The sequence below is a fragment of the Devosia sp. Soil_C_22 genome, from assembly GCF_057657195.1.
This window is the reverse complement of sequence record NZ_JBDGIY010000001.1, coordinates 2,776,751-2,790,822: the sequence shown is the minus strand read 5'-3', so window position 1 is coordinate 2,790,822 and position 14,072 is coordinate 2,776,751. Positions and strand designations below refer to the sequence as shown.

Genomic DNA, 14,072 nt, shown 5'->3' with positions numbered 1-14,072 from the left:
GTAGATGTGGTACGGATACTATCCCGGCTCGCAGGAAGTTCTTGCAGTGTCATGGCGCGCACAGCAACGGCGCGCGCCTGAAATGTCCGCTGTAACTCAGCGCTGCGGCAGCCATTTCTTGGCGATCTTGCACACCATGGTGTAGGCGGGATCGTAGACATTGCCGACCTCGTAGCGCACGACCTGGCCCATCAGGTGGCTGGCGGCAGTCTTGGATAGCCCGTAGTCGCTCTGCAGCCAGTTGAACATGTCGGTGGTGGCGTGCTGCAGCGCCTGGTCGAGCGGGCGGGCATTGCCGACCGAGAAGATCTCCTCGGCATTTTCGCCGCGCGGCCACACCAGCTTGCGGTTCTTTTCGACGGTCAGTTTCAGCTCGACCTCATAGCTCGTCTCGATACCGGTGCCGACGATCTCGCCATCCCCCTGCACGGCGTGGCAATCGCCCACGAAGAACAGCGCGCCTTCCACCGCAACCGGAAAGGATACCGTCGCGCCCGGGCCGAAGCCGCGATAATCCATGTTGCCGCCGTTCTCGGCGCTGGTGGCGGTGGAAAAGGCCTGGCCGAGGCGCGGTGCCACGCCGAAGCAGCCGATCATCGGCTCGAGCGGGAGCACGAAATCCTCGAGCCCCTCGACCGGCGGTTGCAGCTGCGCCGTGCCCGCCTGTCGATCGATGGCCCAGGTGACCTGATCGCTGGGGGGCAGTCCGCGCACCGCCTCGGGGTCGATCACGTTGCCCGCCAGCGACGAGCGGGTCCAGCCGGTGGCGCGGTTGGGCGTCATGCGGATGATCTCGACCTTCAGCGCGTCGCCCGGCTCGGCGCCTTCGACGAAGATCGGCCCGTTCATCGGGTTCGGTCCCGGCCGGCGCTTCACGCCGTCCTTGTCGGCACCGCCGGCATCGAGCGTCTCGGTGATCACAGTGTCGCCCGAAGCCACGCGGAACGCGGGGGGCAGGGTGCCGAGGACATTGTGCCATTCGGTGGCGACGAAACGGTGCGTGGTCATGGTGGTCCCTCTGTTTCCCAAGCCGTAGCCGCTGCGTCAAAACTTGTCACTTGCGGCTAAGGGCGAAGGCGGCTTTAGACGTTGAGGCTCGCCAGCCACTCGGCATATTCGCCATCGTGCCGGCCCTCGAAATTGGCCATGCCTGGTTTGGTCAGCAGCCCACGCCGGGGCGGAATGAACGAGTAGATGCGGCCGCGCCGGTGCTCGCGCCAGTTGATGTTCACCGCCGCGAGCTTGGGGAAGAATTCGAGGTCGTCATAGGGCAGGTGGTCGTGGATCCACCAGCCGAGCGCCTCCCAGTGGCCGGTGGCCTGATAGTAGGGCAGGAAGGCGTGCACCACCACGCAGGCGGTCGCCCCCATGCCGCCCATCGCGTCGCGGCGGTCCCAGATATGGCCGGCGAAGTTGGTCTCGTTGCGCCCGCAATTGAGGTCGTGCTCGTTGCCGAAGCGGTTGACCTCGACCGAGCGGAAGGCCGAGCGGATAGAGATGCGCCCGAACCGCTCCCACAGCGGCTCGAGGCAGTCCTCGCACAGCCGCCGGCCGGCCGCGATGGCGAGGTCCGGATCGTCGGGGATGTTGGGGATGCCGTAAAAGCTCGCGATCTCGGAATGAAGGAAATCGCGCATGAAGAAATTCGGGCTGAGCCGCACCCGGCCCAGTTCCTCCAGCGCCTTCATGCTCTGCGGCTTTCGCATGACATGCTCCATTGTCCAAAGCCGTGTTAGTGTGCCCCATCAATATGTTGGCGGACCACCCGGTTCTTTGAGGAGACGCTCATGTCGAAGCTATTGATGGCCATCATTGCGGCCCTGACCCTGATTGCAGCGCCCGCACTGGCGCAGACCGATGCGGATGTCGATGCGCGGATCGATATGGTGCTCGGCGATCATGCCGCCTATCGCGAAGCCTTCGACGCCATCCAGGCCGCAGTCGCCGCCAAGGATGGCGCCGTCTTCGCCGCCTGGGTCAGCTACCCGATTACCGTGGTCGCCGACGGCGAGGAGATGGTGATCGGCAGCGCCGAGCAGTTCGCCGAGCATTTCGACACCATCGTCACCGACGAGATCGCGACCGCCATCTCCGGGCAGAAATGGGCGGACCTGTTCGTCAACGACCAGGGCCTCATGTTCGGCAATGGCCAGGTCTGGGTGAACGGCATCTGCAAGGACGAGACCTGCGCTACCTTCGACGTCAAGGTGATCACCATCCAATCAACGTCGAACTAGCGAGCATACGGGCAAACCTGCTCTAGTCGGGCAGGAGGATTCCCGGGGGACGCCATGCTGCTCCAGATCGTGTTCTACGTCGCCATCACCGCCGAGGCGATGACGGCCGCGCTCGCCGCCGGCCGGCGCAAGATGGACTGGTTCGGCGTCTGCGTCCTCGCCTGTGTCACTGCGCTGGGCGGCGGCACGATCCGCGATTTCATCCTCGGGCACTATCCGCTGGTCTGGGTCGAGAACCCCTATCTGCTGGTCATCTGCTGCGTCGCCGCCTTCGTCACTATTGCGCTCGCCCGCTATATGGCGGCCCTGCGCTGGCCCTTCCTGCTGCTCGATGCGGTCGGGCTCGCGGCCTTCACCATCATTGGCTGCAACGTGGCGCTGGAGATGGGCCAGCAGCCCATCATCGTCATCGTCTCGGGCCTGGTCACCGGCATTGTCGGCGGCGTCCTGCGCGACGTGCTGTGCAACGACGTGCCGCTGGTGTTCTCGTCCGAGCTCTATGCCACGGTCGCGATCGTCGCCGGCACGCTCTATTATTTCGGCCATACCATGGGGCTGCCGCACGACATGGTGGTGATCGGCACCATCGTCGTCGGCTTCACGCTGCGTGTGCTGGCCATCGTATTCAAGCTCGAGATGCCGAAATTCGTCTACGACAAGGAGCTGCGCTGATGGTCCGCCCGCAACGCATGCAACTCAGCCGCCGCGCCGGCTACAACCTGCAAGACGCCTCCCACGCCCTCAACGGCCTGCCGGCCAAGCGCATCACGCGACCCGGCCCGTGGGGTAATCCCTTCACCATCGAGGAAACCGGCAAGCGCTACGGCCTCGATCGCGATGCCGCGCAGGCCAAGGCCGTCGAGCTCTGCGGCCAGTGGCTCACCGGCACGCTTGACCCAAAACTCTCGCCCGGCCCGCCGCCTGCGCGCGAAACCATTCGCGCCGAGCTCGCTGGCCACAATCTCGCCTGTTGGTGCAAACCCGGCACTCCCTGCCACGCCGACACCCTCATCGCCCTCGCAAACGGATAGCCCATGGCCCGCATCACCTACCTCACCACCATCGAGTTCGGCGCCGGCGTCGTCTCCACCCTGCCGCAGTCGCTGGCCGAGCTCGGCATTACCAAGCCCCTGCTGGTCGCCGACAAGGGTATCGCCGCCTCGGGCATCCTGTCGGTCGCGACCGCATTGCTGCCGGCCGGCACGCCGGTGTTCCTCGATACGCCGTCCAATCCGACCGAGGGAGCGGTGCTCGCCGCCCTCGAGCAGTACCGCGCCAATTTCTGCGACGGCATCATCGCTATCGGCGGCGGCTCGCCCATCGATCTCGCCAAGGGCGTGGCGCTGCTCGCCACCCATGCCGGCGCGCTCGAGCAGTATGCGGTCATCTATGGCGGGCTCGATCGCATCACCGGCAGCGTTGCGCCGCTGATCGCGGTGCCGACCACCGCGGGCACCGGCGCCGAGGTCGGCCGTGCGGCGCTCCTCACCCTCGAGGATGGCCGCAAGCTCGGCTTCATCTCGCCCCACCTGATCCCCAGGCGCGCCATCTGCGATCCCGAGCTGACCTACGGCCTGCCGCCGGGCCTCACCGCCGCGACCGGCCTCGATGGGCTCAGCCACTGCATCGAGACGCTGTGCTCGCCGCGCATCAATCCGCCGGCCGAGGCGATCGCGCTCGACGGGGCAGGGCGCATCTGGCGCAACCTCGAGACCGCGTTCAAGGAAGGTGGCAACCGCACCGCCCGCAGCGAGATGATGATGGGGGCGCTGATGGGCGGCCTCGCCTTCCAGAAGGGGCTCGGCGCGGTGCACGCGCTCAGCCATGCCTTGGGCGGGCTCAAGGACGTATCGCTGCATCACGGCACGCTCAATGCCATCCTGATGCCGCCGGTGCTGCGTTTCAACGCCTCCGAGATCGCCGACAAACTCTCCCGCCTCAAGGCCGCCATGGGCCTGCCGCCCGCCGCCGACGTTGCCCGCGAGCTCGACGCCCTCAACCGCCGCTTGGGCATCCCCGAAGGCCTGCGCAAGCTCGGCGTGCGCGAGGACCACTTCGACTGGGTGATCGAACGCGCCCTGGCCGACCACAGCCACGCCACCAACCCGCGCGACGCGACGGCGAGCGAATACCGCGAGCTGCTCGAAGCGGCGATGGATTGAGGCGTAGCACTCTCACAGCCACCGGGGCATTCCGGCGCAGGCCGGAATCCATCCCGAGGTCGAAGCGCCAAACGCGGTTGGCCGAGATATCTCAGGATGGACCCCGGCCTTCGCCGGGGTGACATCGTGGGTAGGGCACTAACGCGACGGCTCGAACAGATCCGGATGGATCGCCGCTAGATGCGGCATCGAGGGCACGATCTCGTTCAGGTGCTTGAACATCGTCGCCGCCGCCTCGTCGCCGTCATGCGCTTCGAGCGCGTCGACGATCCTGGTGTGCTGGGCCACCACGAACGGCCGCGGCGTTGCATCGGGGAAGCCGAGGAAGCGCACGCGGTCGAGCTGCGCCTTGAGGCTGACGATCAGCCGCCAGGCGTGTTCGCAGTCGGCCATGCCGGCAATGGTGGAGTGGAACTCGTCGTCGAGCCGCATGAACTCGCTGAGCTGGCCCGACAGCGCGATCTCCTGGGCCGCGAGGTTGCGACGCAATTCGCCGATGCCGACCCGATCCGACTCGGTCGCGGCCTTGCGCACCACGGCCAGCTCGATCGCCTCGCGGATGAAGCGGGCGTTGTCCACCTCGCGGATCGAGATCAGCTTGACGAAGGTGCCACGCTGCGGCCGCACTTCCACCAGCCCCGCATCGGCGAGCTTGATGAAGGCCTCGCGCACCGGTTGCCGCGACACGCCGAGCTGCCGGGCCAGTTCGGCTTCCGACAGCAGATGGCCCGGCCGCAGCTGCAGCTGCACGATGGCGGCGCGCACCGCATCATAGACACGGACGGCCATGCTCGAATGGCGCACCCGCGTCGGCGGTAGAGCCGGCAGCTCCAGTTCAATCGTCATCGTTGACACCCCTCAGCTGCCATACTAGCACCGCCTAGCACACTTGTAAGTGCTGGGAGGACACAAGATGCGGCAAACATGGCGTTGGTTCGGACCAGCCGACCTTGCAAAGATCGACGATGTCGTACAGGCCGGCGCCGAGGGTGTCGTCACCGCCCTGCACCATGTCCCCAACGGAGTGGTCTGGTCGCCCGAGGAAATCACCAAACGCCAGGAGCAGATTCGCGTGCGCTTCGACGGCAAGCCCTCCGGCATCGAGTGGGAGGTGATCGAGAGCCTGCCGGTGTCGGAAGACATCAAGAAGCAGAAGGGCAGCTGGCGCGAGCATATCGCCAACTACAAGCAGAGCCTGCGCCACGTCGCGGCGGCCGGCCTCAAGGTGGTGTGCTACAATTTCATGCCGGTCATCGACTGGACCCGCACCGACTTGCGCTACCAGGTCGCCCATGGCGGCACCTGCATGCGCTTCGACATCAACGATTTCGCGGCCTTCGATATCCACATCCTGAAGCGCCCCGGCGCCGCGGAGGATTTCTCGCCTGACGTTGTCGCCGAAGCTGGCCGGCGCTTCGCCGCAATGGACGAGGCGACCCAGAAGCAGCTCGCCCGCAACATCACCTTCGGCCTTCCCGGCTCGACCGAGTCGATGACCCTCGACGATGTGCGCGCCCATCTCGCCGAGTACGGTCACATCTCCACCGACCAGTTGCGCCAGCACTTCGTGGATTTCCTCTCGGAGATCGTGCCGGTCGCCGAGGAAGTCGGCGTGCGCCTCTGCTGCCATCCGGACGATCCGCCGTTCGCGCTGCTCGGCCTGCCGCGCATTATGTCGACCGCCGCCGACTACCGGCAGGTGCTGGGCGCCGTCGACAGCCGCACCAACGGCATGACGCTGTGCTCCGGCTCGCTCGGCGCCCGGCCGGACAACGACCTGCCCGCCATCATGGACGAGTTCGCCGCCAAGGTGCACTTCATCCACCTGCGCAACGTCCGCCGCGAGAGCGACGCCATCGCCGGCTCGTTCTACGAGGACGAGCACCTCGCGGGCAGCACGGACATGGTGCCGCTCATCGCTGCGATCCTGCGCGAGGAAACCCGCCGCGCCAGGGAAGGCCGCGAGGACGCACAGATTCCGATGCGTCCCGACCACGGCCAGGACATCCTCGACGACATTGGCCGCCGGGCCCAGCCGGGCTATCCAACCATCGGCCGGCTCAAGGGCCTCGCCGAGCTGCGCGGCGTGATGGCGGCGCTCAGCCACAGCGAGTTCGGCATCGGGGCCTAATCGCTTCGAGCGAGCTCGGAGCCACCCCCACCCACCAGCTTCGCGGGTTCCCGCTCCCCACAAGGGGGAGGGAGATCGTGCCTCATCCTACCGCCTCAGGCCTCCCTCCCCATCATGGGGAGGGAGGCGATGGTGCACGATCCCGCCTTGCAAACAGAGGTTCCCGCTTTCGCGGGAATGACTCCGTGCAGGATGGCATCTCCGAGAAGCAGTCCAACCTGAGTACTTGCCGTAAAGGGCGAAAGCGATCGTCGCGGCCCCAGCTCAATCCTCCAGCAGGTACGCACCCTTGCGACCCGCCAGCACCGTGCTCCCGACGATCTTCATGATCGAGGATCCGCGCGGCGCGTATTTCGCCATCGAGCGAGACAGCACGAAGCCGTCCGTGCCGGCAAATACCGGCGTACGGGCCATGAACGCCTCCGGCCCGTCGAGCGCGATCAGGTCGGCCACTGGCTGGCCCTTGGTCACCCGATCGCCGAGCTCGACCCGGTAGGCTATCAGCCCCGGCCGGTCGACGCGGATGATCTCGGTGGCCTCGAACGGCGTCGCCGATGCAGTCGGGGCGGGGCGTTCGCCCGGATCGGCGTCGATCAGGTTGCGTTCGCACAGGAAGCCCCACAGGCGGCGCGCGTCGTCGGCGCCGATGTGGTCGAACACATCGGCCTGGCCGCGATATTCCAGCGTCGCCGTGGCGCTTGCCATCGGCACGGGCTTGCCCGGATTGGCCGCGGCCACCTTGCGGTAGAGCTGCGGCAGCACTTCGTCGAACGAGCCGCCGCCGGAGTCGGCGGCGGTCAGCGTCGCGGCCGCGCCCATCCAGTCGGCGAGGTCCTGCAGCTCGGGCATCAGTTCGGGCGAGGTGAAGATGTGCAGCAGCGAGTCGTCGTCGCAGTGGAGGTCGAGCACGAACTCGGCGTCATGCGCCTCCTTCAGCACCAGGAGGCGCAGCTGCTCATTGGCGTTGCGCGGGGTCTGCCCGTCGATCCAGTTGCTCACCGCCTTGCGGATCAGGTTGACGTTGAAGCGCTCGTCGTCGCCCAGCCGGCCGTTGATCTGCTGGCGCACGGCCTGGAACAAGTCGGGCCAGCGGCGGTTGAAGTTGATACCCGAGTTGACGTCGTAGCGGCCGATATGGCGGCGCAGCGAGAAGGTCGCGAGGCCGAGCGGGTTCACCGCCGGCATCACCGTGAAACGGGCGCGCAGCAGTCCCTGGTCGTCGGCCTGCCGCAGCATGGGCAGCAGATGATGCAGCAGCATCGTGCCGGGGTGCTCGTCGGCATGCAGCGCCGCCTGCAGGTGCACCTTCTCGGGCGCGTCCTTGGGGCCGATCACGTAATAGGTGAATTCGGTCACACTGCCGGGCGCGTCGCCGCGCAGCGGCACCACCTTGCGTTCAAAGCTCACGGGTCAACCTCAAGTCAGGCGCGGGTCAAGCTGAAGCGGAGCGGCTTCACGCCCGGCATGTGCCGGGTCAGATGGCGGTACACGAGTCCGAAGACGAAGAAAACGGACATCGAGACGGCGAGGAAATACATCGCCGCCACCGAGTAATGCAGCACCGCATTGTAGTCGCGCTGGAACAGATCCTCGGCCTGGCTCATCAGGTCGCGCTGCCCGTCGATCACCGGCAGCGTGAAGTAGACCAGCGCAGTGGCGTGGAACAGGAACACCACTTCGTTGGTGTAGGCCGGCCAGGCCAACCGGATCAGGTGCGGCCAGGTCACGCGCCGGAACTGCTCCAGCCTGCTCATGCCATAGGCCCGCGCCGCCTCCTGCTCGCCCCTGGGCACGGCGAGCAAGGCGCCATAGAAGATCTCGGCGGTGTAGGCGGTGGTGTTGAGCGCCAGGATAAACGGCCCGAGAAACAGCGGGTTCAGCACGAACCAGTCGATGCCCCACGGCTTCCACACGCTGACATTCAGCGCCAGCGCCAGCGAATAGAACATGAAGAGCTGGATGAAGAAGGGCGAGCCGCGAAAGGCATAGATGTAGCCGCCGCACAGGTTGGCGACGAGCTTGTTCGGCGATCTCCGTCCGAGCGCCACGAGGATGGCCAGCACGAAGCCGACCGGGATCGAGGCGAAGGCGAAGTAGATGTTGAACAGCGTGGCGCGGGCCAGCAACACGACGTCGGCGAGGATGGCGTCCAGCATCATGCCCGCCCCGCCAGTGGCATGCCGCGCGAGGCCCAGCGGGTGACTGCCGCAAAGCCCTTCTCGGACAGGTAAGTGACGAGAATGTAGAAGATCAGCAGCGCCAGGTAGTAGCCCCAGCGCCAGTCGCCGTGGATCACGCCGGCGCTACGGGAAAAATTCGGCGAACCCAGCAGGTTGGCGCCGCGCACGATGTCGGAGATCTGCAGCAGCGACAGCAGCGAGGTCGCCTTGACCAGCAGCAGCCAGCAGTTGGACAGGCCGGGCAGGGCGTAGACCCACATCTGCCGGATATGGACGCGCCACAGCACCTGCCAGCGGCTCATGCCGAAGGCCCGCGCCGCCTCGAGCTGGCCGGGCGGCACGGCGCGCAGCGCGCCGTAAATCACGTTGGCGGTGAAGGCGCCGTAGACGATGCCGAGCGAAACTGACGCGAGCAGCAGGTACTCGGTCGTCCCCAGATACCAGTTGGCCTCGGGGCAGGGTGGCCAGATGCCCGGCGTGCCGGCGCCGGGGGGGCATACCCCCTTGGCGAGGAAGAGCTCGACCAGCTGCTCGAAGGCGAGCGGGAAGAAGATGAAGAACAGCACGTCCGGGATGCCGCGGACCATGTTGATGTAGATGCTGCCGGCCAGGCGCACGGGCGGCATGGTCGAATTGCGCATGGCGGCGCCGCCGATGCCGAACAGCAACGCAAATGCGCCGCCCAGCAGGGCGGCGTACACGGTATACTGGAAGCTCATGTACCAGTTCAGGTGCCTGCCATTGGTCAGGTAGGAGGCCCAGAACTCAAACGTGTCAGTCATCGCGCTCCTGCGCGTTTAGAGCGGTGGCGGGTCGACCAGGGCGCCCGCCACCGTCCGGGTCATTCCACGTAGAACGGGCCCTGGCGCTCGGGGAAGTGCTTGGCGATCAGGGCGTCGATCGTGCCGTCGGCCTTGGCCGCAGCGAGCGCTTCATCGAGCTTGGCAAGCAGTTCCGTGTCGGCCTTGCGCAGGCCGGCGCCAACACCGCCGCCGACTTCCACCAGCACGTCGCCGGCCTTTAGGGCGCCGCCCGAATTGGCCACCGCCTCATCGACGTAGGAGCTGTCGGCGAGCACGACGTCGACGTTGCCGGCCATGAGGTCGGCCAGCGCGTCCGGTGCGGTATCGAAGTTCAGCAGGGTGTTGCCGGTTGCGAGGTTCGCAGCGGCATAGTCGGCCTGGATGGTGCCGGACTGGGTACCGATCTTGATGCCGGTCGGGTTGTTGAGTTCGGGCGTGCTGCCGGCGAGCATCATATAGGCGGACTGGTCCGGCGGCGAATAGTCGGCAGTGAAGGCGATCGACTGCTTGCGCTCGTCGGTGATCGACATGCCGGCGGCGATGACGTCGTAGTTGCCGGCATTGAGGTTGGGGATGATGGTATCCCAGGCCGTCTGGACGAAGGTGCACTCGAGCCCGGCGCGCTTGCACAGCTCGTTCATCACGTCGATATCGAGGCCGGCCAGGTTGCCGTCGGCATCGACATAGTTCCAGGGCTCATAGGCGCCTTCGGTGCCGATCCGGATCGGCTGCGCATTGGCAGCGGTCGCGAGCAGCGCAAAAGCGGCAGCAGCCGCAAATACGAGCTTCTTCATACGTCTCTCCTGCAAAGGCCGGTTGGAGCTCCGGCCAGGTTGTCGTGTCCGCTCCCAGCGGACCTGATGGCAACGCTACCGTTTTTTACCGACTGGTCAATACTTGGTCATTTTGCAGGTGTACCGCCGACAGCCAGAACAGTTCACCCTCGCTTTCTTCTGTATCAAGCCAGAGGAAGGGGAGTTCGGGAAAGCTCTGCTCCAGTAGGTCGCGCCCGGTGCCGATCTCGCAGATCAGCCCGCCGTCGGGGTTCAGGTGGCCGGCCGCCTCCTCGATGATCCGGCGGACGAGGTCGAGGCCATCGTCGCCCCCCAGATGCGCCATTGCCGGCTCGCTCGCGTATTCGGGCGGAAAGGCCTCGACCTCGGCTGCCGCGACATAGGGCGGATTGGTGATGATCAGGTCGTAGGTCGCATCGCCCACCGGGCCGAACAGGTCACCCTGCAGCAGCCGGATGCGGTCTTCGACCTCGTGGTTGGCGACATTCAGCGCCGCGACTTCAAGCGCATCGGGGCTCAGGTCCACCGCGTCGATGTCGGCATTGGGCAGGCACATGCTCGCGATGATGGCGAGGCACCCCGAGCCGGTGCAGAGATCGAGCGCGCTGCCGATCAGCTCGGGGTCCGGGATGAGCCCCAGCCGCTCCGGCCCCAGTTCGCCGCCGAGCAGCAGCTCCGCGATGAAGGAGCGCGGGATGATGACGCGCTCATCGACGCGGAAGGGAATGCCCTGGATGTAGGCTTTGCCGACGAGGTAGGGCGCCGGCTTCCGCGTCTCAATGCGGGCATCGTACAGCCCGATCAGGTGGCGGCGCTCCTCGAGCGTCAGCCGCGCGTCGAGCCACGGATTGATATCGTCGACCGGCAGGTGCAGGCCCTCGAGCGTCAGGAAGGCCGCTTCGTCCAGCGCGTTGCCGGTGCCGTGGCCATAGGTCAGTTGCGCGGCATTGAAGCGGCTCACCGCATAGCGCAGCAGGTCGCGCACCGAGATCAGTTCGTCGGCGACCGGCATCAGGCGTGGCTCGCGGCCGAGAGGAACTGGCGGAGGCGGTCGGACTTGGTCGCCCCGAACACCTCGGCGGGCGTCCCCTCCTCCTCGATCTTGCCCTGGTGCAGGAATACCACCTTGGAGGCGATCAGCTTGGCGAACTGCATGTCGTGCGTCACGAGGATCATCGTCCGCCCCTCCTGCGCCAAAAGCTTGATCACCCGCAGCACCTCGATCTCGAGCTCGGGGTCGAGCGCCGAGGTCGGCTCGTCGAACAGCATCACCTTGGGATTGATGCACAGCGCCCGGGCGATGGCAGCGCGCTGCTGCTGGCCGCCGGAAAGCTGGGCGGGATAGCTCGAGGCCTTGTCGCGGATACCGACCTTGGCCAGCATCTCGACCGCCTCGGCGTGCACCTCGTCCTTCTCGCGCTTCTGTACCCGCAGCGGCGCTTCCATGACGTTCTCGAGCACCGTCATGTGGCTCCAAAGGTTGAACGACTGGAACACCATGCCGAGCTCGGAGCGGATGCGGCGAATCTGTGCCTCGTCGGCCGGGCGCCGATGCGCGCCGGTGCCCGTGAGCTGGATTTCCTCGCCGGCTATCCGCACGATCCCGTCCTCGGGGACCTCGAGCATATTGATGCAGCGCAGCAAAGTCGATTTTCCCGAGCCCGATGAGCCGATCAGGGCGACGACTTCACCCTCTCGGGCGCTCAGCGAGACGCCCTTCAGCACCTCGAGCTGACCGTAAGACTTGTGGATGGCGGTGAGTTCGACGACGGGCTGGGACGAGGTTGGCTGCATCGCGGCACAAAAGCCCGAAGCAGTAGCCAAAGGCAAGCGGATTGCGGAACTGCCGCGGTGCCCCGTGCGTTGGTCTGGCAGGAGCTAAGAGGCTCATTTCCCAGCAGATGAAAGGAGATAGGCGATGAATTGGAACCAGATGGAAGGCAACTGGGAGCAGTTCAAGGGCAAGGTGCAGACCCAGTGGGGCAAGCTCACCAACGATGATCTCGACGTCATCAAGGGCAACCGCAAGCAGCTCGCCGGCAAGATCCAGGAACGCTACGGCAAAGCCCAGGAAGAGGCCGAGCGCGATGTCGACGACTGGTTCAACCGTCTCAACTGACCTGCCCGACACCAATGAGAAAGCCCCGCTTCGGCGGGGCTTTTTCTTCGCGCTGAGTGCCCGAGCGTACCTCTCGCCACCGTAGGGCCGGACAGAACTGCGAACGGCCCCGCTCCACCTGGAACGGGGCCGCCGCCACCTCGAAACCGCGGACCCGGCAGGGACGGTTCGAGTTCTCTGTGTTTCGTCAGGTCGAGCGCCTGAACAGGCCGATCAGCAATGAGATCACGAGGAAGGCGAGGAACAGGAAGAACAGAATCTGCGCGATGCCGGAAGCGGCACCTGCAATGCCGCCAAAGCCGAGCACGCCGGCAATGATGGCGACCACCAGGAAGATCAGTGCGTATTGAAGCATTTCGGACACTCCGTTTCACGCGGGGGATGCAGCAATAACGGCGAACCTGGGGCGCCGGTTCCTGCCGAAAACGCAGAAGGGCCGGGCACTTGGCCCGACCCTTCGTTCATCGCGTGGCCTCGATGTTGGGGGATCAGGCTGCCGCGCGCGAACCCTCGTCGAAGAACAGCGCCTGGCTGATCAATGCCTTCACCATGTCCGGGTTGAACGGCTTGGTAACCAGGAAAGTGGGCTCCGGGCGTTCGCCCGTCAGCAGGCGCTCAGGGAAGGCGGTGATGAAGATCACCGGGATGGGATGGGTGTGCAGGATGTCGTTTACCGCATCGATGCCCGACGAGCCGTCGGCCAGCTGAATGTCGGCGAGGATCATGCGCGGCTGGGTCTTGTGGTAGAGAGCCAGCGCTTCCTTGTGGGTACGGGCAATGCCGACCACGTTGTGGCCCAGACCCTGCACCATCTGCTCGATATCCATCGCGATCAGCGGTTCGTCCTCGATGATGAGGATGTCGGTGGCGACCTGCTTGGAGATATCGGCGGATGCTTCCGCCAGCAGCTCTGCGAACTCGTCGGCGCCGGCGCTCAGCACCTCGGCCGCTTCGTCCTGGGTGAAGCCTTCGACCGCAACCAGCAGGAAGGCCTGCCGGGCGCGAGGGGTCAGGTTGGCCAGGTTGGTGGCGGCTCGGCTTTCCCAAGGGAAGGCAGAGCTCGGTTCCGGCACGCGTACGGCCGAACTCGAGAACAGGGTGGAAAACAGCTTGTAGAGGGAAATGCGGTCGTTCGAGCCTTCCGGAAAGATCGAAAGGTCGGCGATAAGGGCCTCGAGGGCCGCTGCCACGTAGGCATCGCCAGACGTCTGCGAACCGGTCACAGCACGTGAAAACCGGCGCAGATAGGGCAGATGCGGCGCGATCCGCGTGGAAAGAGACATCGAAATTCTACTCCCGTGACGCTTGTAGAGCTTACCATGGCACCGAACGGAGCCACGGAAAAAAGGTTCCGGCGCTTTTGGAACTATTTTTCCGGCGACGCATTAAACTGGCCCAGACGGGCGCAGGGCGTACGCCGATTTGGGGGCAAATGTTAATGCGAGACAAGAAGACAATGAGTGATTTGGGCATGCTGAGGCGGAGCCGGGACGATGGTCTCGGTCCCAACTCCGACATCGGCAAGAAGCTGCGCGCGCTGTACGGGGCCGTGCAGAATGAAGACATTCCGTCCAAGTTGCTCGACCTGCTCGAACAGCTCGACGCAGTGGAAAAGCGCGGCAAAACCGACAAGGGCGAGTGAGCAG

Annotated in this window: 18 protein-coding genes; 7 read left to right on the top strand and 11 right to left on the bottom strand. The window is 65.6% G+C overall.

Annotated features, from left to right (window positions below):
* Positions 1-96 precede the first annotated feature (96 nt).
* Both AC3A6I_RS13620 and AC3A6I_RS13615 read right to left on the bottom strand, forming a co-directional pair.
* Positions 97-1,008 (bottom strand): acetamidase/formamidase family protein, encoded by a 912-nt coding sequence (locus AC3A6I_RS13620; protein ID WP_487544260.1) that lies wholly within the window; start codon positions 1,006-1,008, stop codon positions 97-99.
* A 74-nt stretch (positions 1,009-1,082) separates the two neighbouring features.
* A complete protein-coding gene (locus AC3A6I_RS13615; RefSeq protein WP_487544259.1) occupies positions 1,083-1,706 on the bottom strand; it encodes a hypothetical protein in 624 nt (207 codons plus the stop codon).
* An 81-nt stretch (positions 1,707-1,787) separates the two neighbouring features.
* Here AC3A6I_RS13615 and AC3A6I_RS13610 point away from each other — a divergent pair, with 81 nt between their 5' ends.
* From AC3A6I_RS13610 to AC3A6I_RS13595, 4 genes are read left to right on the top strand one after another with little or no spacing between them, the layout of a single operon-like run.
* A complete protein-coding gene (locus AC3A6I_RS13610) occupies positions 1,788-2,237 on the top strand; it encodes a hypothetical protein (RefSeq protein WP_487544258.1) in 450 nt (149 codons plus the stop codon).
* Between the two features lie 54 nt (positions 2,238-2,291).
* Positions 2,292-2,909, top strand: coding sequence for a trimeric intracellular cation channel family protein (locus AC3A6I_RS13605; RefSeq protein ID WP_487544257.1), 618 nt, complete (start codon positions 2,292-2,294; stop codon positions 2,907-2,909).
* Positions 2,909-3,268: a DUF4326 domain-containing protein gene (locus tag AC3A6I_RS13600; RefSeq protein ID WP_487544256.1), complete on the top strand. Its 360-nt coding sequence runs from the start codon at positions 2,909-2,911 to the stop codon at positions 3,266-3,268. Before AC3A6I_RS13605 ends, AC3A6I_RS13600 begins: the two co-directional genes overlap by 1 nt.
* A gap of 3 nt (positions 3,269-3,271) precedes the next feature.
* Positions 3,272-4,399 carry an iron-containing alcohol dehydrogenase gene (locus AC3A6I_RS13595; RefSeq protein WP_487544255.1) on the top strand — a complete coding sequence of 376 codons (1,128 nt, stop codon included), beginning with the start codon at positions 3,272-3,274 and terminating at the stop codon, positions 4,397-4,399.
* Between the two features lie 138 nt (positions 4,400-4,537).
* Here AC3A6I_RS13595 and AC3A6I_RS13590 read toward each other — a convergent pair whose 3' ends face one another.
* Complete coding sequence (locus AC3A6I_RS13590) at positions 4,538-5,245, bottom strand: GntR family transcriptional regulator (protein WP_487544254.1); 708 nt, start codon at positions 5,243-5,245, stop codon at positions 4,538-4,540.
* Between the two features lie 67 nt (positions 5,246-5,312).
* Here AC3A6I_RS13590 and uxuA point away from each other — a divergent pair, with 67 nt between their 5' ends.
* Positions 5,313-6,530: a mannonate dehydratase gene (uxuA, locus tag AC3A6I_RS13585; protein WP_487544253.1), complete on the top strand. Its 1,218-nt coding sequence runs from the start codon at positions 5,313-5,315 to the stop codon at positions 6,528-6,530.
* Between the two features lie 264 nt (positions 6,531-6,794).
* Here uxuA and AC3A6I_RS13580 read toward each other — a convergent pair whose 3' ends face one another.
* The 6 genes from AC3A6I_RS13580 to AC3A6I_RS13555 form a co-directional block, all read right to left on the bottom strand.
* On the bottom strand, positions 6,795-7,937 hold the full coding sequence (locus tag AC3A6I_RS13580; RefSeq protein WP_487544252.1) for a succinylglutamate desuccinylase/aspartoacylase family protein: 1,143 nt from the start codon (positions 7,935-7,937) through the stop codon (positions 6,795-6,797).
* A gap of 14 nt (positions 7,938-7,951) precedes the next feature.
* The gene (locus AC3A6I_RS13575; protein WP_487544251.1) at positions 7,952-8,689 is read right to left on the bottom strand and encodes an ABC transporter permease subunit; all 738 of its coding nucleotides are present in this window, start codon (positions 8,687-8,689) and stop codon (positions 7,952-7,954) included.
* On the bottom strand, positions 8,686-9,492 hold the full coding sequence (locus AC3A6I_RS13570) for an ABC transporter permease subunit (protein ID WP_487544250.1): 807 nt from the start codon (positions 9,490-9,492) through the stop codon (positions 8,686-8,688). Before AC3A6I_RS13570 ends, AC3A6I_RS13575 begins: the two co-directional genes overlap by 4 nt.
* A 59-nt stretch (positions 9,493-9,551) precedes the next feature.
* Complete coding sequence (locus AC3A6I_RS13565; RefSeq protein ID WP_487544249.1) at positions 9,552-10,307, bottom strand: transporter substrate-binding domain-containing protein; 756 nt, start codon at positions 10,305-10,307, stop codon at positions 9,552-9,554.
* 85 nt (positions 10,308-10,392) lie between these two features.
* Positions 10,393-11,319, bottom strand: coding sequence for a 50S ribosomal protein L3 N(5)-glutamine methyltransferase (prmB, locus tag AC3A6I_RS13560; RefSeq protein WP_487544248.1), 927 nt, complete (start codon positions 11,317-11,319; stop codon positions 10,393-10,395).
* Positions 11,319-12,101, bottom strand: a complete 783-nt coding sequence (locus AC3A6I_RS13555; RefSeq protein ID WP_487544247.1) for an ABC transporter ATP-binding protein — start codon at positions 12,099-12,101, stop codon at positions 11,319-11,321. The genes prmB and AC3A6I_RS13555 overlap by 1 nt, the downstream gene beginning before the upstream one ends.
* A gap of 124 nt (positions 12,102-12,225) precedes the next feature.
* On the opposite strand from AC3A6I_RS13555, the gene AC3A6I_RS13550 reads away from it, so the two are divergent.
* Complete coding sequence (locus AC3A6I_RS13550; RefSeq protein ID WP_487544246.1) at positions 12,226-12,426, top strand: CsbD family protein; 201 nt, start codon at positions 12,226-12,228, stop codon at positions 12,424-12,426.
* A gap of 187 nt (positions 12,427-12,613) precedes the next feature.
* Here AC3A6I_RS13550 and AC3A6I_RS13545 read toward each other — a convergent pair whose 3' ends face one another.
* Both AC3A6I_RS13545 and AC3A6I_RS13540 read right to left on the bottom strand, forming a co-directional pair.
* Positions 12,614-12,781 carry a DUF1328 domain-containing protein gene (locus AC3A6I_RS13545; RefSeq protein ID WP_487544245.1) on the bottom strand — a complete coding sequence of 56 codons (168 nt, stop codon included), beginning with the start codon at positions 12,779-12,781 and terminating at the stop codon, positions 12,614-12,616.
* 133 nt (positions 12,782-12,914) lie between these two features.
* A complete protein-coding gene (locus tag AC3A6I_RS13540) occupies positions 12,915-13,709 on the bottom strand; it encodes a response regulator (RefSeq protein WP_487544244.1) in 795 nt (264 codons plus the stop codon).
* 173 nt (positions 13,710-13,882) lie between these two features.
* Between AC3A6I_RS13540 and AC3A6I_RS13535 the strand changes: the two genes are divergently transcribed.
* A complete protein-coding gene (locus AC3A6I_RS13535; RefSeq protein WP_487544243.1) occupies positions 13,883-14,068 on the top strand; it encodes a NepR family anti-sigma factor in 186 nt (61 codons plus the stop codon).
* Positions 14,069-14,072 lie beyond the last annotated feature (4 nt).